This window comes from Frateuria edaphi (assembly GCF_021117405.1).
GTDB lineage: Bacteria > Pseudomonadota > Gammaproteobacteria > Xanthomonadales > Rhodanobacteraceae > Frateuria_A > Frateuria_A edaphi.
In genome coordinates, this window is sequence record NZ_CP088251.1 from 2,916,923 (window position 1) to 2,943,073 (window position 26,151).

Sequence of the window (26,151 nt, forward strand, 5' to 3'; positions counted from 1 at the left end):
TGCACCATCCGCTTTCGACCTCGGTCGGCACCGGCAACCTGGATGTCGACGCCGGCCCGGCAATTCGTTCGACAGAGGCCAGATCCGCCCTGCCCTAACGCTCAGCGCAGGGCCGCATCCAGTTCGCTACGCAGATCCGCGATGTCCTCCACGCCTACCGACAGCCGCACCAGGCCATCGCTGATGCCAAGCCGCTTGCGATTTGCCGGGGGCACCGAGGCATGCGTCATGATGGCCGGGTGCTCTATCAGGCTCTCGACGCCGCCCAGCGATTCGGCCAGGGCGAAAAGTTCGCAGCGTTCCAGCATCCTTCGGGCTCTGCGCAGACCGCCTTTTACCTCGACAGAAATGATGCCGCCGAAACCGTGCATCTGCCGGCGCGCCAGCGCATGCTGCGGGTGCCCCTTCAGGCCCGGGTAGATCACGCGCTCGATCGCAGGGTGCTTCTCCAGCCACTGCGCCAGTTCCAGCGCACCCTGGCAGTGGGCCTTCATGCGCAGGTGCAGCGTCTTGAGGCCGCGCATGGCCAGGAAGGCATCGAACGGGCCGGCAATGGCGCCGACGGAGTTCTGCAGGAAGGCCATCCGCTCGGCCAGTTCCCCGTTGCCGGCGACCACGATGCCGCCGACCATGTCCGAATGGCCATTGAGGTATTTGGTGGCCGAATGCAGCACCAGGTCGGCGCCGAATTCCAGCGGCCGCTGCACCATCGGCGAGCAGAAGGTGTTGTCCACCACCAGGATCAGCCCGTGCTTCTTCGCGAAGGCGGCGACCTTGGCCAGGTCGACCAACTTGAGCATCGGGTTGGTCGGCGTCTCGGCCCAGATCATGCGGGTATTGGGCTTGAGCGCGGCCTTCAGCGCCTTGGCGTCGTTCAGATCGATGAAATCGAAATCCAGGCCCGCCGAGCGCCGGCGCACCCGCTCGAACAGCCGGTAGCTGCCGCCGTACAGGTCGTCCATGGCGATCACGTGGCTGCCCGAGTCGAGCAGGTCCAGCACCGTGGCCGCCGCGGCCAGCCCGGAGGCGAAGGCGAAACCGGCCACGCCGCCTTCCAGGTCCGCCACGCAACGCTCGTATGCCATGCGCGTCGGGTTCTGCGTGCGCGAGTATTCATAGCCCTTGTGCTTGCCGGGGCTCTCCTGCACGTAGGTCGAGGTGGCGTAGATCGGCGTCATGATCGCGCCGGTGCTGGGGTCCGGATGCTGACCGGCATGGATGGCCCGCGTTCCGAGTCCCAGGGTCGAATCGGCTTTTTTGGTCATGGCTAGGTCGTTTGCTCGCGCACCTGCCCAACGGGCAGCACTGTATGAGGGGGCCGCCATCTTAACCGCGAACCCGGGTTTTGCCTTAATCGCCCGGGTACTTCTCCGGCCAGGACAACACTTTCGAGTGCCCGCGGTGGCACAATGCGGAGTTTGGAAAACTTCCCAGTGAGCCTATGGAAACCTTGCTCGTTACCGGCGGCGCCGGCTTCATCGGTGCCAACTTCGTCCTGCAGGCGGTCGCCGACGGCCTGCGCGTGGTCAACCTGGACAAGCTGACCTACGCCGGCAACCTCGACACCCTGGCCTCGCTCGAAGGCAGCGACCGGCACCTGTTCGTGCAGGGCGACATCGGCGACCGCGCACTGGTGGCACGGCTGCTGGCCGAACACCGGCCGCAGGCGATCGTCAACTTCGCCGCAGAGTCGCACGTGGACCGTTCGATCGACGGCCCGGCTGCCTTCGTGGAAACCAACGTGGTCGGCACGCTCGGCCTGCTCGAAGGCGCCCGCGACTACTGGCGCGGCCTGGAGAACGACGCCCGCGAGGCCTTCCGCTTCCTGCACGTCTCCACCGACGAGGTGTACGGCTCGCTCGGCGCCGAGGGCAAGTTCAGCGAGACCACGCCCTACGCGCCCAACTCGCCCTATTCGGCCTCCAAGGCGGCCTCCGACCATCTGGTGCGGGCGTTCCACCACACCTACGGCCTGCCCACGCTCACCACCAACTGCTCGAACAACTACGGGCCCTACCAGTTCCCCGAGAAGCTCATTCCGCTGGTGATCCAGAAGGCGCTGGCCGGCGAGCCGCTGCCGGTGTACGGCGACGGCATGAACATCCGCGACTGGCTCTACGTGGGCGACCACTGCAGCGCGATCCGCCGCGTGCTCGAGGCCGGCCGCGTGGGCGATACCTATAACGTGGGCGGCAACGCCGAGCGCGAGAACCTGACCGTGGTCAAGACCATCTGCGCGTTGCTCGACGCGCGCCGGCCGCTGGCCGACGGCCGGCCGCGCGAATCGCTGATCACCTTCGTGAAGGACCGTCCTGGCCACGACCGGCGCTACGCGATCGACGCGGGCAAGCTCAATCGCGAACTGGGTTGGTCGCCGACGCACACTTTCGAGAGCGGAATGGCACACACCGTCGACTGGTACCTGGCGCACCAGCTGTGGGTGCAGCGCGTGCTGGACGGCAGCTACCGCATGGAACGGCTGGGATCGTGAGGAGCCACGCATGAGCGCACGCAAGGGGATCATTTTGGCCGGCGGTTCCGGCACGCGGCTGTATCCGATCACCCAGGGCATCAGCAAGCAGCTGCTGCCGGTGTACGACAAGCCGATGATCTACTACCCGCTGGCGATCCTGATGCTGGCCGGCATCCGCGAAGTGCTGGTGATCAACACGCCGCACGAGCAGGCACTGTTCCAGCGGCTGCTGGGTGACGGCTCGCAGTGGGGCATGGACATCCACTACGCCGTGCAGCCCTCGCCGGACGGCCTGGCGCAGGCGTTTTTGATCGGTCGCGAATTCCTCGACGGCGCGCCCAGCTGCCTGGTGCTGGGCGACAACATCTTCTACGGCGTGGGTCTGACCGAGCGACTGCAGCGCGCGGCGACGCGCGAGCGCGGCGCCACGGTGTTCGGCTACTGGGTGCGCGATCCGGAACGCTACGGCGTGGCCGAATTCGATGGCGACGGCCGCGTGGTGGGCCTGGAGGAAAAGCCCTCCAGGCCCAAGTCCAACTACGCCGTCACCGGCCTTTATTTCTACGACGAGCGGGCCTGCGACTTCGCCGCCTCGCTCAAGCCCTCGCCCCGCGGCGAACTGGAAATCACCGACTTGAACGGCTGCTACCTGGGCGAAGGCGCCCTGCACCTGGAGCAGCTTGGCCGCGGCTACGCCTGGCTGGATACCGGCACGCACGAGTCGCTGATGGAGGCGGGCAACTTCATCCAGACCATCGAGCACCGCCAGGGCCTGAAGGTGTGCTGCCCGGAGGAGATCGCCTTCCTCAAGGGCTGGATCGGCGCCGAGCAGTTGCTGCGCCTGGCCGAGCCGCTGGCCAAGACCGGCTACGGGCAGTACCTGAAAAACCTGGTCAACCAGGGCCTGGTGCGATGAAGGTCATCCGGACGGCCATCCCCGGCGCGGCAGTGGTCGAGCCGCAGGTGCTCGGCGATGCGCGCGGCTTCTTCTACGAGAGCTTCAACGAGTCGAAATATCGCGAGGCTGGCATCGACGTGCGCTTCGTGCAGTCGAACGTCTCGCGCTCGGCCCGCGGCGTGTTGCGCGGCCTGCACTACCAGTGGCCCAACCCGCAGGGGAAGCTGGTCAGCGTGCTCGAGGGCGAGGTCTACGATGTGGCGGTGGACATCCGCCGCGGCTCGCCCACCTTCGGACGCTGGGTCGGCGCGATGCTGACGGCCGAAAACCACCGGCATTTCTGGATCCCCGAAGGCTTCGCACATGGCTTCTGCGTGCTGTCGGAATTCGCCACCTTCAGCTACCAGTGCACCGCGCTGTACGAGCGCGAGCATGACGCGGGCATCCGCTGGAACGACGAGGACATCGCCATCGACTGGCCGGTCAGCGCCCCGCTGCTGTCGGACAAGGACCTCCGCGCACCGTTCCTGAAGGACGTGCCGCCCGAGCGCCTCCCCGTCTACTCGCCATGAAAATCCTGCTGCTGGGCGCCAACGGCCAGCTTGGCCGCAGCTTCGTGGAGGACGGTGGTCTGGCTGCGCGCGGCGAGCTGGTGGTGGCCACGCGCGAGGGCACGTTGTGGGATGGCGAGCGCGCCGAAGTGGCTGACCTGGCCGCGCCCGGCCTGGACGCGCTGCTCAATCGCGTGCAGCCGAAGCTCATCATCAATGCGGCCGCCTATACGGCCGTCGATCGCGCCGAACACGAAGAGCCGCTGGCCACGCGCGTCAACGGCGAGGCCGTGGGCGAACTGGGCGCGTGGGCTGCAGCGCACGGCGCGCTGGTGCTACATTACTCGACCGACTACGTGTTCGACGGTGGCGCGCGTGTACCCTACCCCGTCGACGCGCCCACCGGCCCGCTGGGTGCCTACGGCCGCAGCAAGCTCGCGGGCGAAGCAGCGCTGCGCGCGAGCGGCGCCGACCATCTGATCCTGCGCACGGCCTGGGTGTACGCCCCGCACGGCCACAACTTTCTGCGCACCATGCTGCGCTTGGGCGCCGAGCGCGATGAGCTGCGCGTGGTCGCCGACCAGTACGGCGCGCCCACGTCCACCGCGTTGATCGTGCGCGGCTCGCTGGTGGCGCTGGACCGCTGGCAGGCCGACCCGACCGCACCCCAGGCGTTGCTTGGCACTCACCACCTGGTAGCCAGCGGCCATACCAGCTGGCACGGTTTCGCCAATGCAATTTTCGATGAAGCCCACGTGCGCGGGCTGATTGCGAACAAGCCGCGGGTCGTGCCGATAGGCACCGCGGACTTCCCCACGCCCGCGCGGCGTCCCCTCTGGTCGGTGTTGGACAACGGAGGATTCGAACGGCATGTTGGCATCGCCCTGCCCGGATGGCGCGAAGGCCTACGCGAAATCGTCAACCTGTTGGCAAAACCCAAGGAAATCTAACCGCCTCAAGGCGGCTACAAGGAAAACCGATGTTGATCCCCCTCATCCTCAGCGGTGGCAGCGGCACCCGGCTGTGGCCGGTATCCCGCAAGAACCTGCCCAAGCAATTCCTGAACCTCACTGGCCACGGCACGCTTTTCCAGCAGACCTTGGCGCGCACGCGTCATCTGCCTGACCTGGCCCCGCCGATCGTGGTGGTGACGGACGACCACCGCTTCCTCGCCGCCGAGCAACTACGCGAAGCCGGGATCGAGGACGCTACGATCGTGCTTGAGCCGCTCGCCCGCAATACAGGCCCGGCGATTGCGCTGGGCGCCCTGACAGCGCTTGAGCGCGATCCGCAGGCGTTGCTACTGGTGTTGCCCGCCGACCACCTGATCAGCCATGAGGAGCCATTCGGGCGAGCGGTCGAGGCCGCCTTGCGGCTTGCCAACGACGGCTGGCTTGTAACCTTTGGCATCCGCCCCGATCGTCCGGAAACCGGGTTCGGTTACATCCGCCGTGCCGAGCCGCTCGGCACGGACGCCTTCCGCGTCGGTCGTTTCGTCGAAAAGCCCGACCACGCGACCGCCGAAGCCTACCTGGCCGACGGCAGCCATGATTGGAACTCGGGCATGTTTCTGTTCACCGCGGCCCGTTACATCGAGGAGCTCGGTCGCTATGCGCCGGCCATGCTTGATGCAGTACGCGCGGCGCACGTCACGGCGCGGCGCGATCTGGACTTCGCCCGGGTTGACGCGGAAGCTTTCACCCGCGTGCCCGATGGTTCCATCGACTACGCGGTAATGGAGAAAACCGACCGCGCGGCCGTGGTGCCGTTGAGCTGCGGCTGGAGCGATATCGGCTCCTGGTCGGCGCTGTGGTTGGCTGGCGAGCACGACGCCGAAGGCAACCTGCGCGAAGGCGACACACTGGCGTTGGACACGCGCAACTGCTTGCTGCACTCGCACGAGCGCCACCTGCTGGCGGCCGTCGGCGTGGATGACCTGGTCGTGGTCAGCACGCCGGACGCCACCCTGGTCGCACACCGCGATGCCGCCCAGCAAGTCAAGCAAATCGTCGAAGAGCTCCAGCGCTCCGGGCGCAGCGAGCACTCGATCCACCGGGTCGTGCAACGTCCTTGGGGCAGTTACGATTCTCTCGAGTCGGCCGAGCGCTTCCAGGTCAAGCGCATCTTGGTCAAGCCGGGCGCCACCTTGAGCCTGCAGAAGCATCACCATCGCGCTGAGCACTGGATTGTGGTCTCTGGCACGGCCGAGGTCACTTGCGACGACAAAGTGTTCCTGCTCGGCGAGAACCAGAGCACGTACATCCCGCTCGGCAGCGTCCACCGCCTGCGCAACCCGGGCAAACTGCCACTGGAGCTGATCGAGGTGCAGTCGGGCAGCTACCTGGGCGAGGACGATATCGTCCGCCTAGACGACGCCTACGGTCGCGCCTGATACCCACCGGGGCCGAGGGGCACTGGAGCCCCTGGGCCGCGTTAGAGTAGCCCATGCGCACGAGATGTGATCGCCTGCCGTCCCCGTCGGCGAACTGGGCGAGTGGGCCGCTGCGCACGATGCGCTCGTGCTTCGTTACTCCACCGACTACGTGTTCGACGGCAGCGCGAAGGTGCCCTACCCCGTCGACGCGCCTACCGGCCCGCTGGGCGCCTACGGCCGCGGCAAGCTCGCCGGCGAAGCAGCGCTGCGCGCCAGCGGCGCCGACCACCTGATCCTGCGCACGGCATGGGTGTACGCCCCGCACGGCCACAACTTCCTGCGCACCATGCTGCGCCTGGGGGCCGAACGCGAGGAGCTGCGCGTGGTGGCCGACCAATACGGCGCGCCCACCTCCACCGCGGTGATCGTGCGCGCCAGCCTGGCCCTGCTCGACCGCTGGTTCGCACGGCCCGGCGCACGCGCCTCGTTGCGCGGCACGCATCATGTGGTCGCCAGCGGCCATACCAGTTGGCACGGCTTCGCCAGCGCGATCTTCGACGAAGCCCATGCGCGGGGACTGCTCGCGCGCGTGCCCCGCGTGCTGCCGATCGCAACTGCCGACTATCCCACGCCCGCCCGCCGCCCGGCCTGGTCCGTGCTGGACAACACCGGCCTGGGCCAGTGGCTCGCAAGTCCGTTGCCCGACTGGCGCGAGGGCTTGCGTGAGGTGATGGACCGGCTGGCCGACCGGGTACCCTGACCGGCAGAAGGCTGCCGCCCCCATCGTGAGGCCGGCATCACGCTGGCCGTGCTAGGTTCCGCCCGCCGCCAGCGCCAGGGGACTGTGCGACTCGCCAAAGGGTCGTGCGCCATGAACCAGGTTTCCGCCGAAGGCGAATACCGCTACCGCGCGTTCATCAGTTACAGCCACCGCGACCGGCGCTGGGCCGAGTGGCTGCATCGTGCCCTGGAAACCTACCGCATGCCCTCGCGCCTGGTCGGCCAGGTCACGGACGCGGGCATCGTGCCGCGGCGGCTCGCTCCCATCTTCCGCGATCGCGAGGAACTGGCCAGCTCCCACGACCTGGGCCACAAGGTGGACCTGGCGCTGGCGCAATCGGCCAACCTGATCGTCGTGTGCTCCCCCGCGGCGGCCGCCTCGCGCTGGGTGGGCGCCGAGATACGTGCGTTCCGGCGGCTCGGCCGCAACGATCGCATTTTCTGCCTCATCGTCGCCGGCGAACCCAATGCGCCGGCCGGGCAGTCCGCCGAGGAATGCCTTTCCCCCGCGTTGTGCGGCCCTATGGACGGCCAGACCGATGCGGAGCAAGACGAGCCGATCGCCGCCGACGTGCGCCCAGGCAAGGACGGCAAACAGGCGGCCAAACTCAAGCTCGTGGCCGGCCTGCTCGGACTGGAACTGGACCAGCTGCGCCGGCGCGAGCTGCAACGGCGCAACCGGCGGCTCGCGGCGGTCGCGGCGCTGTCCACGCTGGTGATGCTGGTGACCACCCTGCTGGCGATCGACGCGATGATCGCCCGCCGCACCGCCGAGCGCCGGCAAAAGCAGGCCGAGGCGTTGATCGGCTTCATGCTCGGCGACCTCAACGACAAGCTGGCGCAGGTGCAGCGGCTGGACATCCTGGAAGCGGTCGACGACAAGGCGATGGCCTACTTCCAGTCCCTGCCCGCCACGGACGTGACCGACGACGTGCTGGAACAGCGCGCCAAGGCGCTGGAGAAGATCGGCAGCGTGCGGCTGGACCAGGGGCGCCTGGCCGCCGCCACGAGCGCGTACCGGGCCGCCGAACCGCTGGCGCGGGCGCTTGCCCAGGCGGCGCCGGCCGACCGCGAAAGGCAGATTGCCTACGCGCGGGTGCAGGCCTTCCTCGGCATGAGTGACTGGTACCAGGGCCACCTCGAGGCGGCCGGTCGCTACTTCGCCGCGGCGCAGGCCACGCTCGAGCGGCTGGGCGCGCCGGCGCGCAGCGACCCGCGGGTGCTGTTCGAACTGAGCACGCTGGACAACGACATCGGCCATGTCCTGGAAGCGGCGGGCCACCTGGACGAAGCCGCCGTGCACTACCAGCGCATGCTCGAACGCTGCCGCCTGCTGGCCGCCCACCCCTCGCCGCGCAGCGAGTGGCTCGAACACCTGGGCGAGGCGCACAACAACCTCGGCAAGATGGCCCTGATGCGCGGCGACCTCCTTACCGCGATCGACGAGTACTCGGCGGACGACGCGATCGAAACGCAGCTGAGCCAGGCCCACCCGCAGGACAACGGCCAGCACCAGAACATGGCGCGCGTGCGCGCCATCCTGGCCCGCACGCTGGCCCTGGCCGGTCGCATCGAACAGGCGGACCGCGACACCGGGGAGGCGCTGGCGGTGATCGAGGACATCCACCGATTCGATCCCAGCCTGACCGACGCCAGGGAGAGCCTCGGCCTGTACTCGACCCAGCTTGCCCGTCTGCGACGCATGCAGGGCGACACCCGCTCGCCCCGCGCCCTGTTGGCGCGCGCGACCGGCACGCTCGAGGACCTGGCGCATCACGATCCCAGCAACACCGGCTGGCAGCAGGACCTGGCCGATGCCCGCATCGAGCGCGCGGCATGGCTGCAGGCGACCGGGCGCCCTGACCAGGCGCGGGCCGACGCGCAGGCCGCGCTGGCGGTGCTCACGCCCCTGCTGGCGGACCAGCCGGACGAACGCGCCCTGCTGCTCTCCACCGTGCGCGCGCGCCTGCAACTGGCCGACCTGCAGACCGGCAAGGACGCCGAAGGCTTGCGGTTGTCCGCCCTGCAGGACTTGCGCGGGGTCGAGAGCGGCGCCGGCGACGTCCGCCTGCTCGCCGCGCAGGTCGACGCCCTGCTCGCTCTGGGCCACATCGACGAGGCCCGTCCGCTGGTCCAGCGGCTGTGGTCCTCGGGCTACCGCGAACCGGCGCTGGTCCGGCGGCTGGCGCGGGCGGACATCACGTTCGGGCCCAACCCCGCCTTCGAGCAACGCCTGCAAGACGTCCTCGACCGGCGCGCACTCGCACTCGCGCGCTGACCTCCACCACCCCACGGGAGAACACCATGGATCACGTGCTCAACGTCAGTCTGGACAAGTCCACCACGCCCTGGCTGGTCGACATCGACCAGCACGGCAACGCCAACCAGGTCGGGCGCAGCCCGCAGCCGCAGACCCTGGCCTGGGAGCTGACCGGCAACGCCGCCGGCGGCGACCTGTTGCCGCTGCAATGGGTCGAGCCACCTCCGCCGGGCATTTTCGGCCCGCCCGAGGTGGCTGCCAACGGCCAGCGCATGACCATGACCGACCTCAACGACGACCAGGATTCGACCGGCACCTGGATCTACAGCCTGAGCCTGACGCTGGACGGCCAGGAGTATTCCACGCAGGGAACCATACCCACTGGCACCACGACCAATCCATCGATCAAGAACAACTGATCCCGTCGCACCGGCATCACCGGCGCGTAACGACGCAAGACGTACACGCACACGGCGGCCGTACCGGCCGCCGCCAGGCCCATCGGAGGCTGACCATGACCAAGCCACGCACCACCCAGGGCACCCCGGACGAACCGAAGTCGACCGCCGAGCGCAAACCGCCCGACAACCCGCCCGAGGAACTCGAGATTCCCGAAGACACACTGGCCGCGGCCAGCACGCGGGATCCGACGATCATCAATCGCACCAGCTAGCACTCGCCGCGCAGCCGAACGGCGGTTGCGCAAGGAACGGCGGCCGCCCCGGCCGCCGTGGCGCCTCCGGCCGCAAGCCCTGGAGCACCCATGACGCCCCTGGTGATCGGCGTGACCAGCCATCGCGACCTGCCGCCGGCCGACATCGAGGCCGTCCGTGCAGCCGTGCGGCAACTGTTCGGAACGCTGCGGGAATCCTGGCCTTCGCTGCCCCTGGTGGTGCTTTCCGCGCTGGCCGAGGGCGGTGATCAACTGGTGGCCGAGGAAGCACTGGCGCAGGGCGCGCGGTTGATCGCCCCGCTGCCACTGCCGCGCGAACTCTATGTGGAAGACTTCACCGACGCGGTCGCGCGCACGCGTTTCGAGGCGCTCTGCGGGCAGGCCGAGGTGATGACGCTGCCGGTGCGCAAGGGTCACTCGCACCGCGAGGTGGGCAACCCCGGCACCGCGCGCGACCAGCAATACGCGCAGGCGGGCGTGTACATCGCCAGCCACTGCCACATCCTGCTGGCGATCTGGGACGGCCAGCCCTCCGACCGTCTCGGCGGCACCGCGCAGATCGTGCGCTACCACCTGCGCGGCACCCTGCCCGGCCCGCCCAGTGAGGACCGCGACCCGCACCACATCCTGGCCGCGGGCGACGAGCGGCTGCTTTATCACGTGCTCTGCGGGCGGGCAGACCTGGCCGACGATTCACGCCCGGCGGTCACGGCTTCCTGGCGGCATGCCCTGGCGGCGACGCCCGAAGACCACCTGCCGGCGCCGTTCCGGCTGATGTTCGACCGCATGGCCGAATTCAACGACGAATGCACCACGTACGCCGACGCGATCGATGCATCGACGCGCCCCGGCGTGCACGTCGATCCCGCCACGCCGGCCACGGCCCGCATGGGCATCGAGCGCACCTTCCACGAAGCGGACTGGCTGGCCATGCACTTCCAGCACCGCGTGCTGCTGGCCATGCGCACCATCTACACGCTGGCTGCCCTGATGGGCATCGCCTTCACCTGCTACGCGCACTTCGCCGAGCAGAACTACCTGATCTACCTGTTTTTGCTGCTGTTCGCCCTCGGCACCACCATGACCGCGATCGCCAAGCGTCGCGGCTGGCATCGCAAGTACCTCGATTACCGGGCGTTGGCCGAAGGGCTGCGCATCCAGTCGTACTGGCGGCGCGCCGGCATCTCATTGACGCGCGACCACGCCTTCGCGCACGACGACTTCCTGCAGCGCCAGAACGTCGAGCTGGGCTGGATCCGTAATGTGATGCGCGCCTCGGGCCTGCCGCCCAGCTACGCGCCGCCGGCGAACGCGGCCGAACTGGCCGGCGTGATCGCCGAGTGGGTGGGCGAGCCGGGCCGCTCGGGCCAGCTGCATTACTACGAGCGCAAGAGCATCGAATGCGCCGGGCTGCATCGCGTGACCGAGGCACTGGGCGCGCTGAGCCTGTGGGGCGGCGTGTCGATCAGCGTGTTGCTGGCGGTGTTCGCGTTGCGCCTGGAGGATGAAACCAAGGCCGGCCTGGTCGCGGTGATGGGCATCCTCTCGATCATCGCCGCCGTGCGCCAGGCGTACGCCTACCGCAAGGCCGACAAGGTGCTGCTGAAACAGTACCGCTTCATGGAGCGCATCCTCGGTACCGCGCGCTCCGCGCTGGACCAGACCGACGACCCGGCCGAACAACGCTCCATCCTGCGCGCGCTCGGCCACGCCGCGCTGACCGAGCACGCCGAGTGGACCCTGATGCAACGCGAACGGCAGGTCGAGCACGGGCCGATGTAGCCCGCGCCGCCCAAGCTCATTCCACCGTGACCGACTTGGCGAGGTTGCGCGGCTGGTCGACGTCCGTGCCGCGCAGCACGGCGACGTGGTAGGCGAGCAACTGCAGCGGCACGGTGAACACGGCCGGCGCGATGAAGTCGCCGCCGCCGTCGATGCGCAGGGTGGTGCCGGTGGCGTTGCCCGCATCCATCGGCGCGTCGCCATCGGCGAACACGATCAGCCGGCCGCCGCGGGCGCGCACTTCCTGCAGGTTGGATTTGAGCTTGTCCAGCAGCGGGCCGTTGGGCGCCACCGCGACCACCGGCATGGCTTCGTCGACCAGCGCCAGCGGACCATGCTTGAGCTCGCCGGCGGGATAGGCCTCGGCGTGGATGTAGGAGATTTCCTTGAGCTTGAGCGAGCCCTCCAGCGCGACCGGAAACTGTGCGCCGCGGCCCAGGAACAGCGCGTGTTCCAGGGGCACGAACAAGGCCGCCAGTTCCACGATCTGCGGTTCCAGTTGGAGCGCCTCCTCGATCGCGCGCGGCAGGTGCGCCAGCTGCGCGCACAGGTCGGCGTAGCGCGCCTTGTCCAGCCCGCGCTGCTCGGCCAGCTTCAGGCACAGCAGCGCGAGCGCGGCGAGCTGGGTGGTGAACGCCTTGGTCGAGGCCACGCCGATCTCGGGACCCGCGCGCGTCATCAGCTTGAGGTCCGCCTCGCGCACCACCGAGGACTCCGGCACGTTGCAGATCGCCAGCGTGGCCAGGTAGCCGCGGCGGCGTGATTCACGCATCGCCGCCAGCGTGTCGGCGGTTTCGCCGGACTGCGAGATCGCCACGAACAGGGTGTCGGCCGGAACCACCGTGTCGCGGTAACGGTATTCGCTGGCCACTTCGACGTTGACCGGCAGGCGCGCGTGTTCCTCGATCCAGTACTTGGCGACCAGGCCGGCGTGGTAGCTGGTGCCGCAGGCGACGATGTGGATACCCTTCACCTTCGCCAGCAGCTCGTCGCCGCCGACGCCGAAGATGTTCGGCAGCACGCCGTGCGGGCCGATGCGCGCCTCCAGCGTGTCGTTGACCGCGCGCGGTTGCTCGTGGATTTCCTTCTGCATGTAATGGCGGTAGTCGCCACGCTCGACCGCGTCCGTCGACAGCTCGCTCTGGTGCACCGCGCGCTCGACCGGCGTGCCGTCCAGGCCGTAGACCTGCACGCTGTCGCGGGTGATCTCCACCACGTCGTCCTCGTCCAGGTAGAGCATGCGATTGGTGACCTGGATCAGCGCCTGCGCGTCGGAGCCCAGGAAGTTCTCGCCGATGCCGATGCCGACCAGCAACGGCGCGCCGCGGCGGGCGCCAACCACGTGGCCGGGCTCGTCGCGGCTGATCACGGCGATGGCGTAGGCGCCCTCCAGCGAACGCACGGTGGCGAGCACCGCCTCGCGCAGCTGCATGCCGCCGGCGATGCGCTCCTCGATCAGCGCGGCCATCACCTCGGTGTCGGTCTCGGAGGTGAACACGTGGCCGCGCGCCTGCAGTTCGGCGCGCAGGTCGGCGTAGTTCTCGATGATGCCGTTGTGCACCAGTGCGACGCGGCCGACCATGTGCGGATGGGCATTGGCCTCGTTCGGCACGCCATGGGTGGCCCAGCGCGTGTGCGCGATGCCGGTGCCGCCGCGCAGCGGGTCGGCCAGGTACAGCGCCTCCATCTCGCGCACCTTGCCCTTGGCGCGCACGCGGCGCACCTGTCCGGCTTCGAGCACGGCCAGGCCGGCGGAGTCGTAGCCGCGGTATTCGAGCGCCTTGAGGCCGGCGATCAGCAGCGGGGCGACGTCGCGCTGGGCGGTGGCGGCAACGATTCCACACATGGGGTCAGGCTTCCTTCGGGGCGAGGGCGGAGCGTAGTTACGGTTTCGCGAAGACGGCGTCGCGACGGCGCTTAGTGCACCTTGCGCCGCAGGTAGTTCAAAAGGTCGATGCGGGTGATCAGGCCCAGGAACTGGTCGCCGTCGACCACGATCGCCACGTGCCCGCGCTCGAACACCGGCAGCAGCGCCTCGATCGGCGAGTGCACGTCAAGCTTGGTGAGCGAGGTGATCATCGCGGTGGAGACCGGGTCGCGGAAGCGCACCTCGTTGGCGTGCACGTGCATCAGCACGTCCGACTCGTCCAGGATGCCGACCAGCTTCTGGCCGTCCATCACCGGCAGCTGCGAGACGTCGTACAGCTTCATGCGGGTGTAGGCGGTCATCAGCAGCTCGTTCGGGCCGACCACCACGGTGTCGCGCTGCGCGAACGGGCGCAGCAGGAGGTCGCGCAGGTCGCCGTACTGGTGGCGCTCGATGAAGCCGTTGTCCAGCATCCAGTAGTCGTTGTACATCTTGGACAGGTACTTGTTGCCGGTGTCGCAGACCAGCGTCACCACGCGCTTGGGCGTGCCCTGCTCGCGGCAGTACTTGAGCGTGGCGGCCAGCAGCGTGCCGGTGGAGGAGCCGCCGAGGATGCCCTCCTTGGCCAGCAGCTCGCGCGCGGTGAGGAAGCTTTCGCGGTCGGAGATGGCGTAGGCCTTCTTCACGCGCGAGAAGTCGCTGATGGTCGGCAGGAAGTCCTCGCCGATGCCTTCGACCATCCAGCTGGCGGACTTGTCCGAGAGCGTGCCCTCGTTGATGTACTGCGCCAGGATCGAGCCGACAGGGTCGGCCAGCACGATCTCGGTGTCCGGCGAATGTTCGGCGAAGAACTGCGACAGGCCGGTCATGGTGCCGGAGGAGCCGCAGCCGATCACCACCGCGTCGACGCGCCCGTCCATCTGCTCGAGGATTTCCGGCCCGGTGGTCTGGATGTGCGCGCGCGGGTTGTCCGGGTTGCCGAACTGGTTGATGAAGTAGGCGCCGGGCGTTTCGCGGGCGATCCGCTCGGCCATGTCCTGGTAGTACTCGGGGTGGCCCTTGGCCACGTCCGAGCGCGTCAGCACCACTTCGGCGCCCATCGCCTTGAGGTTGAAGATCTTCTCGCGGCTCATCTTGTCCGGCACCACCAGGATCAACCGGTAACCCTTGGCCTGCGCGACCAGCGCCAGCCCCAGGCCGGTGTTGCCGGCGGTGCCCTCGACCAGCGTGGCGCCGGGCTGGATCTTACCGGCGCGCTCGGCGCCCTCGATCATCGACAGGCCGATGCGGTCCTTGATCGAACCGCCCGGGTTGGCGCTTTCGAGCTTGAGGAACAGCTCGCACAACCCCGTATCGAGGCGCTGGGCCTTCACCATCGGGGTGTTCCCGATCAGTTCGAGCACGCTTTGGTGGACCGTCATGGCAACTCCGTCGAAAGGCGGCGCCCGCGGGCGCTGGACAAGCCCGGAATGATAACCGAGCCGCCCGTCACGGTTGCGTCCGGCAGCCTTTGCGCCACGCGCGGGCTTCAGAAACGACGCGGCCCCGGCGCTTCGCGATGAAGGGCCGGGGCCGTCAAGGAAAACGGTGGAATCAGTGGATCCGTGGGACTCGCGCATCCCACATGCGTTGCAGGCGTTCCTTGGCGTGGAGTTTTTCCTTCTTCATGCCGGCCAAGGTGACATCGTCGATGGGAAGCACGCCGATTTCGGCATCGTGCACCTTGCTTTTCAATTCGCGGTGATGCTGGAAGAGCCGGCGAAATTCGGCATCGGCCTTCATAAATGCTTCGACATCGTCACGCTGCTGGTTTTCGAACATGATCCGACCTCCTCGCGAGATGAGCGGGCGCGTGATCGGCACGCCCGCGGGCGGATGAAGCGCGCGCACCCACGTCCCGTACGCATGAACGCGAAACAGGAACAATCGTTCGGGGAAAATGGGCGCATGTTTCAGGTCAGTGAGCCATGGAACGGGTGCGCCATGGCAGCCCTGACCCTACTCCCGCGCCCGGGGGCGTGCAAGCCACCGCGGGAGACCGCAAGGGCACGCGATCTCCACGGTTGAGCCCGCCTATGCGATGTATGGCCGCCTGCAGAGAGCGCCGTCGGGCGCGACCGGGGGACGGTCGCCCAAACGACGCTCCTGCAAGGCGTGACGGGCGCTCAGTGGCCCTTGGCGCCCTTGCTGGAACTCTTCTTCGGCGTGGGCTTTTCGGCAGGCGCGGGGGACTCGTCTCCCTGCATCTGCGAGCGCATGGCGCGCGCGGCCTGGGCGGCAGCTTCGGCCTCACGACGAGCTGCGCGGGCGACGCGGCTCTGCGCGGCGGCCAGCTTCTTGGCACGCTCGGCCTCCGCGCGCGCCTGCTCGGCGGCCTGCGAGGCCTCCATGCCCTGTTGCTGCAGGCGGGCGGCTTCTTCCTGCGCCATCTGGTACTGCATGCGCTGGCGCTCCAGTTCCATGCGCGCGGCTTCCGCCTCGCGGCGGCTGGCGTCCAGCAGGATCTGCGCGTGTTCGCGATCGAGCTGGTCGAGCTTTTCGCGGGCGTCCTGCAACTGCGCGGCAGCCTTGGCCAGGTCGACGCGACGTTCGGCTAGGTACAGCGCGTGCGGGCGCTCGCTGCGGCTGGACTGTTCCAGCCGGTCGATCGCGGCGTGGGCGAGCGCCTGCTCGGCCTGGGCATAAGTGCCCAGAGTGGGGTCGCTAGCCAGCTGGTTGAGGCTGGAGTTGAGGCGGTTGACGTCCATGTCGTCCTGGCGCGCCAGGGCCGGGCCGGCCAGCACAAGCAGGCCAATCAACGCGGTGGTGGCAAGGCGCTTCATCGCTGGCCTCCGTCGTTCGTCTGGGTGCTCGACGCAGGCGCGGGCATCGGCTGGAAGCCGCCATCCTGCGGCAGCGGCGCGGACAGCACCGAGGCCGACGGGGCCGGCATGTCCTCGAGCGTTTCGGGGGCGCTGCTGCCGGAGGCCGGCGCGGCGGGCGGGGCCGGCTGGGGGTGCTGCTCGGTCTGCTGGCGCAGGCCGGCATTTTCCTCGACCTTGGCCTGGATCTGGGCGCGGGCGCTGCCCAGCTGTGCGCGGGTACGGGCCAGTTCGGCGTCGGCGCGGGCCTCCTCGGCCAGGTTGGCGGCGTCGGCGTACTTGCGGGCCGCCATCGCGGACTGCGCCTGCTGGAACTTGGCCTGGGCGAACCCGAGGTCGACCGGATCGTAGTCGGCCGCGCCAGCGTCGCGGGCCGACTGCAGCAGCGCCTGGGCCTGGTTCATCGAAGCGTCCGGCGGAGGGACCGTGGCGCAGCCGGCCAACGCCAGCATTGCCAGTCCCAGGGTCAAGCCACCGGCTGCCCGGCCGATACGCTTGATGCGCCCGGGCGGCCGGGAAAAGATGTGCACCATCACTCATTCCTCGCGCAGTGTCGCCGCGTATTGTGGGCAGGCATAATCCTGCTTTGCAACGCGCCACAAGAACGCGCGACCACCTCAGGGGTCCTTCGTGGATATCGGTTACTTCCTCAAGCTGATGGTAGACAAGGGCGCGTCGGACATGTTCCTGACCACCGGCGCCCCGGTGAACATCAAGGTCGAGGGCAAGCTCTACCCGCTCGGCAACACCGGCCTGCCCAGCGGCATGGTCAAGAAGATCGCCTATTCGCTGATGGACGAGGGCCAGGTGCCGCAGTTCGAGCGCGACCTGGAATTGAACATGGCGCTGGCGGTGAAGGAAGCCGGCCGCTTCCGCATCAACGTGTTCAAGCAGCGCGGCGAAGTGGGCATGGTGATCCGCGCGATCAAGAGCGAGATTCCCTCGATCGACCAGCTGCAACTGCCGACCATCTTCCGCGATCTGATCATGGAGCAGCGCGGCCTGATCCTGGTGGTCGGCGCTACCGGCTCGGGCAAGTCGACCACGCTGGCGGCGATGCTCGACCAGCGCAATTCCAATTCGCCCGGCCACATCCTCACCATCGAGGACCCGATCGAATACCTGCACCGGCACAAGAAGTCGATCATCAACCAGCGCGAGGTCGGGCTGGATACGCACAGCTATCACGAGGCTCTGAAGAACGCGATGCGCGAGGCGCCGGACGTGATCATGATCGGCGAGATCCGCGACACCGACACGATGGAGGCGGCGGTCGCGTTCTCCGAAACCGGCCACCTGTGCCTGGCCACGTTGCACTCGAACAACGCCGACCAGACGCTGGAGCGCATCCTCAACTTCTTCCCCGAATCGGCGCACAAGAACGTGCTGATGAACCTGGCGCTCAACCTGCGCGCGGTGATCAGCCAGCGCCTGGTGATCGGCAAGGACGGGCGCCGCGTGCCGGCGGTGGAAGTGCTGCTCAACACGCCGCTGATCCGCGACATGATCCGCCGCGGCCAGATCCACGAGATCAAGGAAGCGATGGACCGCAGCCTGCAGGAAGGCATGCAGACCTTCGACCAGTCGCTGTACAAGCTCTACAAGAGCGGCCGCATCGAGCTGGAGGAAGCGCTGGCCAAGGCCGACTCGCGCGATGGCCTGGCGCTGAAGATCCGCCTGTCCGAGGGCGGCGGGGCCGAGGCCACCGAACTGGTCGGGAACGATCCGTACGGCCTGGGGTTCTGAACCTGGCCAGCCGGCACTGAAGGAAGGGCGCAGCGATGCGCCCTTCCTTTTTGGCTCGTATCACTCGATTCCCTGGCCCAGGGGCATCCTTTCCCGAGTTTCGGCAAACATCGCTCCGCGAAAGCGGGAAGCGCGGCCGGTGCGGACCTCAGCGCGGCGGCATCTGCTGTCCGTCCTCGACCCGGTGCCGGTACAGCGCCGCGCGCACCAGCAGCATCAGCGTGATCGGCGTGGTCAGCGTGAGGAACACGCCGATCAGGATCACGTGCAGCACCGGCCGCCCCTGCATTGCCGAAAAACAGACTACCGACGCGGCGACCATGAAGAACGTACCCAACGTGCTGCCCAGCGTGGGTGCATGCACGCGCTTGTAGAAGTCATGCAGGCGCAGCAGCCCCAGGGACCCGGTGAAGGCGAAGCCGGCGCCGAGCAGTACCAGCACGCCCACCAGTACGGCGACCCATGGCGGCAGGCCGGCGAGATGGTTCATTCGATCACCTCTCCGCGCAGCAGGAACTTGGAAAACGCCACCGTGCCGGCGAAGCCCAGCAACGCGATGATCAATCCGGCTTCCACGTACAGCACGCTGCCGGTGCGGATGCCGATCGAGAGCAACAGCAGCATCGCGTTGACGTAGAGCGCATCGAGCGCCAGCACGCGATCCTGCGCGCGCGGCCCGCGCACCATGCGGATGATCGCGCAGGCCATCGCCAGCAGCAGCAGGAACTGGGCGACCACCACCGCGACCGCGAGGAAGCCATGGCTCATTGAAAGATCTCCTTGAGCGGTTGCTCGTAGCGCCGCTTGATCGTGTCGATCCAGACCGACTCGTCGACCAGGTCCAGCACGTGGATCAGCAATACGTTGCGCCTTGAATCGTGGTCGACCCAGATCGTCCCCGGCGTCGAGGTGATGATGCAGGCCAGCGCCGCCAGCCCGTAGGGGTCGGTGAGCTCCAGCGGGATCTCGACGAAGCCGGAAACGAAACGCCCCCGCCGGCGCAGCACGATCCCGGCCACCGCCAGGTTGGAGCGCACGATGTCGCGGATCACCCGCAGCAGCAGTCGCAACATCAGCGGTACGTTGCGCACCCGCGCCGGCGGCGCACGCAGCTTGCCGAACGCCCACGCCAGGCCCGGCGCGATCACCATGCCGGTAAGCCACGTCCCCGGCGCCAGGCTCTGCTGGAGCAGCAGCCAGGCCAGCAGCAGGAAGCCGGCCATCAGTGGATGCGGTACCAGTCGCGTCATGGCAGCACCGCCCGGATGTAGTGCTGCGGCGCATGCAGTTGCGCGGCCGTGTCCATCAGGTAGCGCATCGGGGCGCCGGCCAGCACGGTCAGGCCCAGGCACAGCGCCAGCAGGATCACCACCGAAGCTGCCTCACCCGCACGGATGGCTGGAAACACCCAATCCTCGTCGGCCCAGAAAATTTGGATGCCGGTGCGGCACATCGCGATCACCGTGCACAGGCCGGCCGCCACGATCAGCGCGAACAGGGTCGCCGCGCCCGCCCCGCCGCCCAGCATCGGCGACAGCAGCGCGAACTTGGCCAGGAAGCCGGACAGCGGCGGCAGTCCCGCCAGCACCAGCGCGCAGACCAGGAAACACGCGCCCAGCAAGGCCACCGGCGCCGGCACGCCGGCCGGGCTCTCGTCCTCGTCGGCGTACAGCGCCATGCCGGTCGGGTCGTAGGGCTCCAGCAGCGAGGCGCCCTCGGCGTCCTCGCGCGGCGCGATCAACCCGGCAAGCAGGAAGAACGCGGCGATCGCCAGGGTCGAGACGACCAGATAAGCCAGTGCACCGGCCGTCACCGTTGGCTGCTGCAGGCCGACCGCGCCGAGCAGGCTGCCGGAGGACACCAGCACGTTGTAGCCGGCGAGCTTGCCCAGCTCGCGCGCGCCCAGCATGCCGACCACGCCCACCGCCACGGTCGCCGCGCCACCCCACAGCAGCCAGCCGGCGCCGAAATGCGCCGAGGCAGGACCCGCCCCGTCGCCGAACAACAGCAGGCTCAGCCGCAACAACACGTACACGCCCACCTTGGTCATCACCGCAAACATCGCCGCCACCGGCGCCGGCGCGGCGGCATAAGTGCGCGGCAGCCAGAAGCCCAGCGGCCACATCGCAGCCTTGACCAGGAAGGCGATGCCGAGGATCGCCGCGCCGGCGTGCAGCAGCGCACGCGTGTTGTCCGGCACCCGCGGCACCAATTGCGCCAGCGCCGCCATGTTGAGCGTGCCGGTGACGCCGAAGATCAGGCTCACGCCGATCAGGAACAGCATCGAGGCAAGCAGGTTGACCACGATGTAATGCATCCCGGCGCTTACCCGCCGCGCGCCCGGCCGATACAGCGCCAGCCCGTAGGAGGCGGCCAGCAGCACCTCGAAGAACACGAACAGGTTGAACAGGTCCCCGGTGAGGAAGGCGCCGTCGAGCCCCATCAACAGGAACTGCACCAGCGGCTGCACCGGCCCGCCCGGCCGCCGGCGGCGGCCCAGCGCGCAGGGCAGCAGTGCCAGCGCCAGCACGGCGGTGAGCAACAACATCAGGGCGGAAAGCCGGTCGGCTACCAGCACGATCCCGAAGCGGGCCGGCCAGTCGCCGATGCGATAGACCACGGCCGGTTCGTCGTCCGCGCCTACCCGCAACAGCAATGCCACGGCCAGCCCCACCAGCGCCACGCAGGAGGCCGTACCCAGCGCCGCCACGGCGCCGCGCCGGCGCTCGCCCAGCAACAATTGCAGCGCGCCCACCGCCAGCGGCAGCACGATCGGCCAGACCAGCAGGTGCGCGCTCACGGCGTACCGTCCTTGCCGTCGACGTGGTCGTTGCCGGTCAGCCCGCGGGAGGCCAGCAGCACCACCAGGAACAGCGCGGTGGTGGCGAAGCCGATCACGATCGCGGTGAGCACCAGCGCCTGCGGCAACGGGTCGGTGTAGCTCGAAAGGTCGGCGCCACCGCGCAGCACCGGATCGGCGCCGGTACGCAGGCCGCCGATGCAGAAGATGAATAGGTTGACCGCATAGGAAAGCAAGGTCAGTCCGATGATCACCTGGAACGTGCGCGGGCGCAGCAGCAGCCATACGCCGCAGCCCGCCAGCACGCCGATCGCCAGGGCCAGCACGAGCTCCATCAGCGGTCCTCCGGTAGTTCATCGACGAATGCGCGCGGCCGGCGCAGCGACTGGTGCGCCAGCGCCACCAGCATGAGCGAGGTTGCGCCCACCACCACGCCGAACACGCCCAGGTCGAACAGCATCGCCGAGGCCAGCGGCAGCTCACCCAGCAGCGGCAACGCCAGGTGGCGCGAGTGCGAGGTGAGGAAGGGGTAGCCCAGAAGCATCGAGCCCAGGCCGGTCGCCACCGCCAGCAAAAGGCCGGCACCGATCCAGCGCACCGGGGCCACGCGCAGCCGCGTCTCCACCCAGCGCGCACCGCGCGCCATGTACAGCAGGATCAACGCCACCGACACCGTGATGCCGGCGGCAAAACCGCCGCCGGGAAGATCGTGCCCGCGCAGGAACAGGTGAACGCCGAACAGCACGACCACGGGTGCCATCAGCTGGATGATCAGTCCCGGGATGCGCAGGTAGTCGGCCAGCGCCGGCCGCGCATCCGTACCGGCGGCCGCATCCCAGGCCGCCTGCAGGCGCTGCTGCGCGGGCGCGTCCACGCTCTCGACGGCCGGACGAAAGCGACGCAGAAGCGCAAATACCGATAGCGCCACGATCGCCAGCACGGTGATCTCGCCCAGCGTGTCGAAGCCGCGGAAATCGACCAGGATCACGTTCACCACGTTGTGGCCGCCGCCCTCGCTGTAGGCGCGCTCCAGGAAGAAACGGGAGATCGAATCGGCCACCGGATGGCGCATCGCCGCATAGGCCAGCGCCGCCATGCCCAAGCCCGCGCCGGCCGCTACCAGCGCATCGCGGTAGCGGCGAAACCGCGCGCGCGGCGTGTCCAGTGCCAACCCGGCGATGCGCTTGGGCAGCCAGCGCAGCCCGAGCAGGATCACGATGGTGGTGACCACCTCCACCAGCAGTTGGGTCGCGGCCAGATCCGGCGCCGACAGCCACACGAAACTCACGCACGACACCAGCCCCGCACCACCGGTGAGCACCAGTGCAGCCAGCCGGTGGAACTTGGCCTGCCACGCGGCGCCCACCGCGCAGGCGCCGCCGAGCAGCCACAGCAGCCCGAAGGCCGGGTCCACGCCCGTGGCGCGCAGGCCGAAGCGCAGCGGCGTACCCCACATCGCCAGCCCCGCCGCGACCATCGCCGCCAGCACGATCAGCAGCAGCTGCGGCTGCAGCCGACGCCCCGGGAAAGTGCGCTCCAGTGCGCCCGGCAGGCTCGAGGTCAGCAACGCCAGCACGCGTTCGAACAGCAGCCGCCCGCTCAACCGGCCCAGCAGCGGCACGGTGTCGCGCGAGGCGAACCAGTGGCGCAACGCGGCGTAGGTAACACAGCCGGCGGCGAACGCCACCGCGCTCATCAGTAGTGGCGCATTCAGCCCGTGCCACACCTTGAGGTCGAACGCCGGTGTGTCCACCCCCAGCACTGCCCGCGCCGCCGCCTGCAGGAACGGCCCGATCACCCGCGCCGGCAGCACGCCCACCAGCACGCAGGCCAGCGCCAGCAGGCCGATCGGCAGCCGCATCCAGCGCGGCGGCTCGTGCGGCTGGCGCGGCAACTCCGAGCGCGCCGGGCCGAAGAACACGCCAATCACGAAACGCAATGAGTAGACCACCGAGAAGGCACTGGCCAGGACCGCGATCGAGGCTGACAGCACGTCCACCACCGGACCGTGGTGGGTGGACACAGCCACCGCGAAGAACATCTCCTTCGACAGGAACCCGTTGAGCAACGGAACGCCCGCCATCGCCGCGGCGGCGATCATCGCCAGCGTCGCGGTGATCGGCATCGCGTGGCGCAGGCCGCCGAGCCGGCGCAGGTCGCGCGTGCCCGCCTCGTGGTCGACCGCGCCGGCGGCCATGAACAGCGATGCCTTGAAGGTGGCGTGGTTGACGATGTGGAAGATCGCCGCCACCGCGCCCAGCGCGCTGCCCAGGCCCAGCAGCATGGTGATCAGGCCCAGGTGGCTGATCGTCGAATAGGCCAGCACGGCTTTCAGGTCGCGCTGGAACACCGCCGCGGCCGCGCCCAGCAGCAGGCTGGACAAACCTGCGCCGCCGACGATCCAGAACCAGGCATCGGTGCCTGAGAGCACCGGCCAGAAGCGCAGCAGCAGGAACACCCCGGCCTTGACCATCGTCGCCGAATGCAGGAACGAGGACACCGGCGTGGGTGCGGACATCGCCTGCGGCAGCCAGAAGTGGAACGGAAACTGCGCGCTCTTGGTCAGCGCGCCCATCAGCACCAGCACCAGCATCGGCATGTACAGCGCCGAGGCACGCACGCGCTCGCCGGCGGCCAGGATCACGTCCAGGTCGTAGCTCCCGGCGATGCGCCCCAGCAGCATCATGCCGGCGAACAGGCACAGGCCGCCGCCGGCGGTGACGATCAGCGCCATGCGCGCGCCCTCGCGCGCCGACGCGCCCTGGTTCCAGTAACCGATCAGCAGGAACGAGAACAGGCTGGTCAGTTCCCAGAAGAACACCAGCTGGATCACGTTGCCGGACATCACCACGCCCAGCATCGAACCCATGAAGGCCAGCAGCAGCGCGTAGAAGCGCGTGAGCGGATCCTCCGGCGGCATGTAGTAGCGCGCGTACATGCCCACCAGCAGGCCGATGCCGCAGACGAGCATGAGGAACAGCCAGGAAAAGCCGTCCACCCGCAGCACCAACTCCAGACCCAGCGAAGGCACCCAGCGCACGGCGCTGCGCAATGCCGTCCCGTCGGCCAGCGCCGGATGCAGCGTCGCCGACAGCACCAGCCCGACCGCCGCGGTCACCAGCATCAACCCGGTCGCCGCCTGCCGACCGCGCAGCCACGGCACCACGAGGCTCGCCGCGAAGGGCAGGCAGAGGATGGCGAGCGAGGCTGTGTCGTAGGGCATCAGGCCACCGTTCGTGGAGGAGGCGTCCACCGGCGCGGTGCGCGAACGACCGCGGCACATCCGTTGGGGAAACGGGGCGCGCGGGTGCTGGTGGAAGGCCGTCAGCCCGAGTCTACAGGCCGCCTCGCGCCAGCGGAAAGCTCTATAGTCCAGACAGGCCGCCACGCCACACCTCGACCGGGAGAGCGCGCATGAACGACCCCGTCACGTCACCGGCGTCGCCGCAGCGGATCCTGTTGGCGACCGACCTGAGCAGCCGTTGCGATCGCGCGCTGGATCGCGCCGTGCAACTGTCGCGGCAGTGGCAGGCCGAGCTGCACGTGATGCACGTGCTGGTTCCCGGCAACGAAGGCAGTTGGCCCGCGACGCCCGCGCCCTCCTGGCGACATGCGCCGACCACCGCGGCGTTGGCCGAGCGGCAGTTGCGTCGCGACCTCGGGGACGATGTGGCCGGCCTGGTACTGCACGTGATCGAGGGCGACCCGGCTGCCACCATCCTGGACACCGCCACGCGCGAACATTGCGAACTGGTCGTGCTCGGCGCTGGCGAAACGCCGGCACACGGCACGCTCGGCCATGTCACGGAGTTCCTGCTGCGCAAATCGCCGGCCTCGCTGCTGGTGGTGCGCGAGCGTCCGCACGGGGCTTATGCGCACGTGCTGGTGGGTACCGATTTCACCGCCGAGTCGCGCCATGGGCTGATCGCATCCGCCCGCTGGTTCCCCACCGCCCGGCTGGCGCTGATGCACGTGCTGGACATCCCCTACAAGTCGCTGTGGCTCGACGCGGAACATGGTGAGGAACTGGCTCGGATGGAGATGGTGACGATGCAGTCCTTCCTCGCCGACACGCCGCTGGCGGCCGAGGTCCGCGCGCAGGTGCTGACGCTGGTCGAACATGGTCATCCGGAAGTGATGCTGCGCGAGTACGTGGTCGAGAAGGAGGCCGACCTGGTGGTGATCAGCGCCTTCCGCCGCGGCCTGGCGTTCCATCTGCTGGTCGGCGGGACTTCGCGGCGGATCGTGCCGGCGATTCCTACCGACGTGTTGCTGGCACGCGCGGTGGCGGATTCATAGCTGGCCTGGGCTGGGGGGCGACGGCTTTTCCCCACCTGCCCTCGGCCGCCTTCCCCGTGAAGGGGAAAAGGATCAAAAAATGTGAGGCCTCAGGGCGCGTCAGGTTGGCGCTCCGGCATCGCCTGCTGGAACGCCTCCAGCTCGTTGCACGAGGCGTGGATGCGCGCGAGGGTAGGCCAACGATCCATCGGGAGCTGCCAGCGCAGCGCGTTGTACACCTGCGGCACCAGGCAGGCATCCGCCAGGCCGGGCGCGTCGCCGTGGCAGTAGCGGCCGGTGGCGCTGTTGCCGGCGAGCATCGCCTCAAGCGCGTCGAAGCCGGTCTCGATCCAGTGCCGCGACCAGGCCAGCTTCTGCGCCTCGTCGGCACCCAACTGGCCCTCCAGGTACTGCAACACGCGCAGGTTGCCCAGCGGGTGGATGTCGCAGGCCACGGCCATCGCCAGCGCACGCACGCGGGCGCGGCTGCGGGCGTCGGCCGGCAGCAGCGCCGGCTCCGGATGGGTTTCCTCCAGGTATTCCATGATCGCCATCGACTGGGTGATCACCCGCTCGCCGTCGCGCAGGCAGGGAATGAGCTGCTGCGGATTGAGTGCGCGGTAGGCCTCGCCGTGCTGTTCACCGCCGTCGCGCAGCAAATGCACCGGGCGCGTTTCGTAGCGCAGTCCCTTCAAATTGAGCGCGATGCGCACGCGGTAGACCGCGCTGGAGCGCCAGTAGCCGTACAACGCCAACAGTTCCGCTGCCATGGGGTTCTCCGTGCCGGTCATTGGTGGGAAGGATAAAC

At 68.7% G+C, this 26,151-nt stretch carries 24 protein-coding genes and 1 pseudogene; 12 read left to right on the plus strand and 13 right to left on the minus strand.

Features of this window, described 5'->3' with window-relative positions; all coding sequences use genetic code 11:
* Positions 1-101: 101 nt before the first annotated feature.
* Positions 102-1,265, minus strand: coding sequence for a trans-sulfuration enzyme family protein (locus LQ772_RS13535; protein WP_231321476.1), 1,164 nt, complete (start codon positions 1,263-1,265; stop codon positions 102-104).
* A gap of 176 nt (positions 1,266-1,441) precedes the next feature.
* Here LQ772_RS13535 and rfbB point away from each other — a divergent pair, with 176 nt between their 5' ends.
* From rfbB to LQ772_RS13585, 10 genes and pseudogenes are all read left to right on the plus strand, one after another.
* On the plus strand, positions 1,442-2,491 hold the full coding sequence (gene rfbB, locus LQ772_RS13540) for a dTDP-glucose 4,6-dehydratase (protein WP_231321478.1): 1,050 nt from the start codon (positions 1,442-1,444) through the stop codon (positions 2,489-2,491).
* Between the two features lie 10 nt (positions 2,492-2,501).
* Positions 2,502-3,389 carry a glucose-1-phosphate thymidylyltransferase RfbA gene (gene rfbA, locus LQ772_RS13545; RefSeq protein WP_231321480.1) on the plus strand — a complete coding sequence of 296 codons (888 nt, stop codon included), beginning with the start codon at positions 2,502-2,504 and terminating at the stop codon, positions 3,387-3,389.
* Positions 3,386-3,943 carry a dTDP-4-dehydrorhamnose 3,5-epimerase gene (gene rfbC / locus LQ772_RS13550; protein WP_231321482.1) on the plus strand — a complete coding sequence of 186 codons (558 nt, stop codon included), beginning with the start codon at positions 3,386-3,388 and terminating at the stop codon, positions 3,941-3,943. Before rfbA ends, rfbC begins: the two co-directional genes overlap by 4 nt.
* Positions 3,940-4,872: a dTDP-4-dehydrorhamnose reductase gene (rfbD, locus tag LQ772_RS13555; protein ID WP_231321484.1), complete on the plus strand. Its 933-nt coding sequence runs from the start codon at positions 3,940-3,942 to the stop codon at positions 4,870-4,872. The genes rfbC and rfbD (LQ772_RS13555) overlap by 4 nt, the downstream gene beginning before the upstream one ends.
* 29 nt (positions 4,873-4,901) lie before the next feature.
* Positions 4,902-6,314, plus strand: a complete 1,413-nt coding sequence (locus LQ772_RS13560) for a mannose-1-phosphate guanylyltransferase/mannose-6-phosphate isomerase (protein ID WP_231321486.1) — start codon at positions 4,902-4,904, stop codon at positions 6,312-6,314.
* 85 nt (positions 6,315-6,399) lie between these two features.
* Positions 6,400-7,056, plus strand: a pseudogene (gene rfbD, locus LQ772_RS13565) (dTDP-4-dehydrorhamnose reductase); the annotation flags it as partial.
* 111 nt (positions 7,057-7,167) lie between these two features.
* Entirely contained in the window at positions 7,168-9,354 is a 2,187-nt protein-coding gene (locus tag LQ772_RS13570; RefSeq protein WP_231321488.1) for a toll/interleukin-1 receptor domain-containing protein, read from the plus strand.
* 26 nt (positions 9,355-9,380) lie between these two features.
* Positions 9,381-9,755: a hypothetical protein gene (locus tag LQ772_RS13575; protein ID WP_231321490.1), complete on the plus strand. Its 375-nt coding sequence runs from the start codon at positions 9,381-9,383 to the stop codon at positions 9,753-9,755.
* 95 nt (positions 9,756-9,850) lie between these two features.
* Positions 9,851-10,009 (plus strand): hypothetical protein, encoded by a 159-nt coding sequence (locus LQ772_RS13580; RefSeq protein ID WP_231321492.1) that lies wholly within the window; start codon positions 9,851-9,853, stop codon positions 10,007-10,009.
* Positions 10,010-10,099: 90 nt separating this feature from the next.
* Positions 10,100-11,791 carry a hypothetical protein gene (locus tag LQ772_RS13585; RefSeq protein ID WP_231321494.1) on the plus strand — a complete coding sequence of 564 codons (1,692 nt, stop codon included), beginning with the start codon at positions 10,100-10,102 and terminating at the stop codon, positions 11,789-11,791.
* A 16-nt stretch (positions 11,792-11,807) separates the two neighbouring features.
* On the opposite strand, the gene glmS is transcribed toward LQ772_RS13585, so the two are convergent.
* The 5 genes from glmS to LQ772_RS13610 form a co-directional block, all read right to left on the minus strand.
* Entirely contained in the window at positions 11,808-13,637 is a 1,830-nt protein-coding gene (gene glmS, locus LQ772_RS13590; RefSeq protein WP_231321495.1) for a glutamine--fructose-6-phosphate transaminase (isomerizing), read from the minus strand.
* 71 nt (positions 13,638-13,708) lie between these two features.
* Positions 13,709-15,079: a pyridoxal-phosphate dependent enzyme gene (locus LQ772_RS13595; RefSeq protein ID WP_231321496.1), complete on the minus strand. Its 1,371-nt coding sequence runs from the start codon at positions 15,077-15,079 to the stop codon at positions 13,709-13,711.
* A 172-nt stretch (positions 15,080-15,251) separates the two neighbouring features.
* Positions 15,252-15,479, minus strand: coding sequence for an HP1242/YdcH family protein (locus tag LQ772_RS13600; protein WP_231321497.1), 228 nt, complete (start codon positions 15,477-15,479; stop codon positions 15,252-15,254).
* A 344-nt stretch (positions 15,480-15,823) separates the two neighbouring features.
* On the minus strand, positions 15,824-16,480 hold the full coding sequence (locus LQ772_RS13605; RefSeq protein ID WP_231321498.1) for a hypothetical protein: 657 nt from the start codon (positions 16,478-16,480) through the stop codon (positions 15,824-15,826).
* Complete coding sequence (locus tag LQ772_RS13610) at positions 16,477-17,052, minus strand: DUF4398 domain-containing protein (RefSeq protein WP_231321499.1); 576 nt, start codon at positions 17,050-17,052, stop codon at positions 16,477-16,479. Before LQ772_RS13610 ends, LQ772_RS13605 begins: the two co-directional genes overlap by 4 nt.
* A gap of 97 nt (positions 17,053-17,149) precedes the next feature.
* On the opposite strand from LQ772_RS13610, the gene LQ772_RS13615 reads away from it, so the two are divergent.
* A complete protein-coding gene (locus LQ772_RS13615; RefSeq protein WP_231321500.1) occupies positions 17,150-18,265 on the plus strand; it encodes a PilT/PilU family type 4a pilus ATPase in 1,116 nt (371 codons plus the stop codon).
* 148 nt (positions 18,266-18,413) lie between these two features.
* On the opposite strand, the gene mnhG is transcribed toward LQ772_RS13615, so the two are convergent.
* The 6 genes from mnhG to LQ772_RS13645 are packed head-to-tail and all read right to left on the minus strand — an operon-like array spanning position 18,414 to position 24,288.
* Positions 18,414-18,755 carry a monovalent cation/H(+) antiporter subunit G gene (gene mnhG, locus LQ772_RS13620; protein WP_231321501.1) on the minus strand — a complete coding sequence of 114 codons (342 nt, stop codon included), beginning with the start codon at positions 18,753-18,755 and terminating at the stop codon, positions 18,414-18,416.
* Positions 18,752-19,033 carry a K+/H+ antiporter subunit F gene (locus tag LQ772_RS13625; RefSeq protein WP_231321502.1) on the minus strand — a complete coding sequence of 94 codons (282 nt, stop codon included), beginning with the start codon at positions 19,031-19,033 and terminating at the stop codon, positions 18,752-18,754. The genes mnhG and LQ772_RS13625 overlap by 4 nt, the downstream gene beginning before the upstream one ends.
* Positions 19,030-19,515, minus strand: a complete 486-nt coding sequence (locus tag LQ772_RS13630; protein WP_231321503.1) for a Na+/H+ antiporter subunit E — start codon at positions 19,513-19,515, stop codon at positions 19,030-19,032. The genes LQ772_RS13625 and LQ772_RS13630 overlap by 4 nt, the downstream gene beginning before the upstream one ends.
* Positions 19,512-21,065, minus strand: coding sequence for a monovalent cation/H+ antiporter subunit D (locus LQ772_RS13635; protein WP_231321505.1), 1,554 nt, complete (start codon positions 21,063-21,065; stop codon positions 19,512-19,514). Before LQ772_RS13635 ends, LQ772_RS13630 begins: the two co-directional genes overlap by 4 nt.
* Complete coding sequence (locus tag LQ772_RS13640) at positions 21,062-21,400, minus strand: Na+/H+ antiporter subunit C (RefSeq protein WP_231321507.1); 339 nt, start codon at positions 21,398-21,400, stop codon at positions 21,062-21,064. The genes LQ772_RS13635 and LQ772_RS13640 overlap by 4 nt, the downstream gene beginning before the upstream one ends.
* The gene (locus LQ772_RS13645; RefSeq protein WP_231321509.1) at positions 21,400-24,288 is read right to left on the minus strand and encodes a monovalent cation/H+ antiporter subunit A; all 2,889 of its coding nucleotides are present in this window, start codon (positions 24,286-24,288) and stop codon (positions 21,400-21,402) included. The genes LQ772_RS13640 and LQ772_RS13645 overlap by 1 nt, the downstream gene beginning before the upstream one ends.
* Before the next feature lie 191 nt (positions 24,289-24,479).
* On the opposite strand from LQ772_RS13645, the gene LQ772_RS13650 reads away from it, so the two are divergent.
* A complete protein-coding gene (locus LQ772_RS13650; RefSeq protein WP_231321511.1) occupies positions 24,480-25,364 on the plus strand; it encodes a universal stress protein in 885 nt (294 codons plus the stop codon).
* Positions 25,365-25,453: 89 nt separating this feature from the next.
* Here LQ772_RS13650 and maiA read toward each other — a convergent pair whose 3' ends face one another.
* On the minus strand, positions 25,454-26,113 hold the full coding sequence (maiA, locus tag LQ772_RS13655) for a maleylacetoacetate isomerase (RefSeq protein WP_231321513.1): 660 nt from the start codon (positions 26,111-26,113) through the stop codon (positions 25,454-25,456).
* Positions 26,114-26,151: the final 38 nt, after the last annotated feature.

Excerpts from the sequence above, each read along its gene's own strand:
- LQ772_RS13585 (WP_231321494.1), top strand. The coding sequence starts at position 10,100 with ATGACGCCCCTGGTGATCGGCGTGACCAGCCATCGCGACCTGCCGCCG.
- LQ772_RS13645 (WP_231321509.1), bottom strand. The coding sequence starts at position 24,288 with ATGCCCTACGACACAGCCTCGCTCGCCATCCTCTGCCTGCCCTTCGCG.
- mnhG (WP_231321501.1), bottom strand. The coding sequence starts at position 18,755 with ATGAACCATCTCGCCGGCCTGCCGCCATGGGTCGCCGTACTGGTGGGC.
- maiA (WP_231321513.1), bottom strand. The coding sequence starts at position 26,113 with ATGGCAGCGGAACTGTTGGCGTTGTACGGCTACTGGCGCTCCAGCGCG.
- LQ772_RS13625 (WP_231321502.1), bottom strand. The coding sequence starts at position 19,033 with ATGAGCCATGGCTTCCTCGCGGTCGCGGTGGTGGTCGCCCAGTTCCTG.
- LQ772_RS13600 (WP_231321497.1), bottom strand. The coding sequence starts at position 15,479 with ATGTTCGAAAACCAGCAGCGTGACGATGTCGAAGCATTTATGAAGGCC.
- LQ772_RS13535 (WP_231321476.1), bottom strand. The coding sequence starts at position 1,265 with ATGACCAAAAAAGCCGATTCGACCCTGGGACTCGGAACGCGGGCCATC.
- rfbB (WP_231321478.1), top strand. The coding sequence starts at position 1,442 with ATGGAAACCTTGCTCGTTACCGGCGGCGCCGGCTTCATCGGTGCCAAC.
- rfbD (WP_231321484.1), top strand. The coding sequence starts at position 3,940 with ATGAAAATCCTGCTGCTGGGCGCCAACGGCCAGCTTGGCCGCAGCTTC.
- rfbA (WP_231321480.1), top strand. The coding sequence starts at position 2,502 with ATGAGCGCACGCAAGGGGATCATTTTGGCCGGCGGTTCCGGCACGCGG.
- LQ772_RS13610 (WP_231321499.1), bottom strand. The coding sequence starts at position 17,052 with ATGGTGCACATCTTTTCCCGGCCGCCCGGGCGCATCAAGCGTATCGGC.
- LQ772_RS13650 (WP_231321511.1), top strand. The coding sequence starts at position 24,480 with ATGAACGACCCCGTCACGTCACCGGCGTCGCCGCAGCGGATCCTGTTG.
- LQ772_RS13605 (WP_231321498.1), bottom strand. The coding sequence starts at position 16,480 with ATGAAGCGCCTTGCCACCACCGCGTTGATTGGCCTGCTTGTGCTGGCC.
- LQ772_RS13595 (WP_231321496.1), bottom strand. The coding sequence starts at position 15,079 with ATGACGGTCCACCAAAGCGTGCTCGAACTGATCGGGAACACCCCGATG.
- LQ772_RS13560 (WP_231321486.1), top strand. The coding sequence starts at position 4,902 with ATGTTGATCCCCCTCATCCTCAGCGGTGGCAGCGGCACCCGGCTGTGG.
- LQ772_RS13640 (WP_231321507.1), bottom strand. The coding sequence starts at position 21,400 with ATGGAGCTCGTGCTGGCCCTGGCGATCGGCGTGCTGGCGGGCTGCGGC.
- LQ772_RS13580 (WP_231321492.1), top strand. The coding sequence starts at position 9,851 with ATGACCAAGCCACGCACCACCCAGGGCACCCCGGACGAACCGAAGTCG.
- rfbC (WP_231321482.1), top strand. The coding sequence starts at position 3,386 with ATGAAGGTCATCCGGACGGCCATCCCCGGCGCGGCAGTGGTCGAGCCG.
- LQ772_RS13575 (WP_231321490.1), top strand. The coding sequence starts at position 9,381 with ATGGATCACGTGCTCAACGTCAGTCTGGACAAGTCCACCACGCCCTGG.
- LQ772_RS13570 (WP_231321488.1), top strand. The coding sequence starts at position 7,168 with ATGAACCAGGTTTCCGCCGAAGGCGAATACCGCTACCGCGCGTTCATC.
- LQ772_RS13630 (WP_231321503.1), bottom strand. The coding sequence starts at position 19,515 with ATGACGCGACTGGTACCGCATCCACTGATGGCCGGCTTCCTGCTGCTG.
- glmS (WP_231321495.1), bottom strand. The coding sequence starts at position 13,637 with ATGTGTGGAATCGTTGCCGCCACCGCCCAGCGCGACGTCGCCCCGCTG.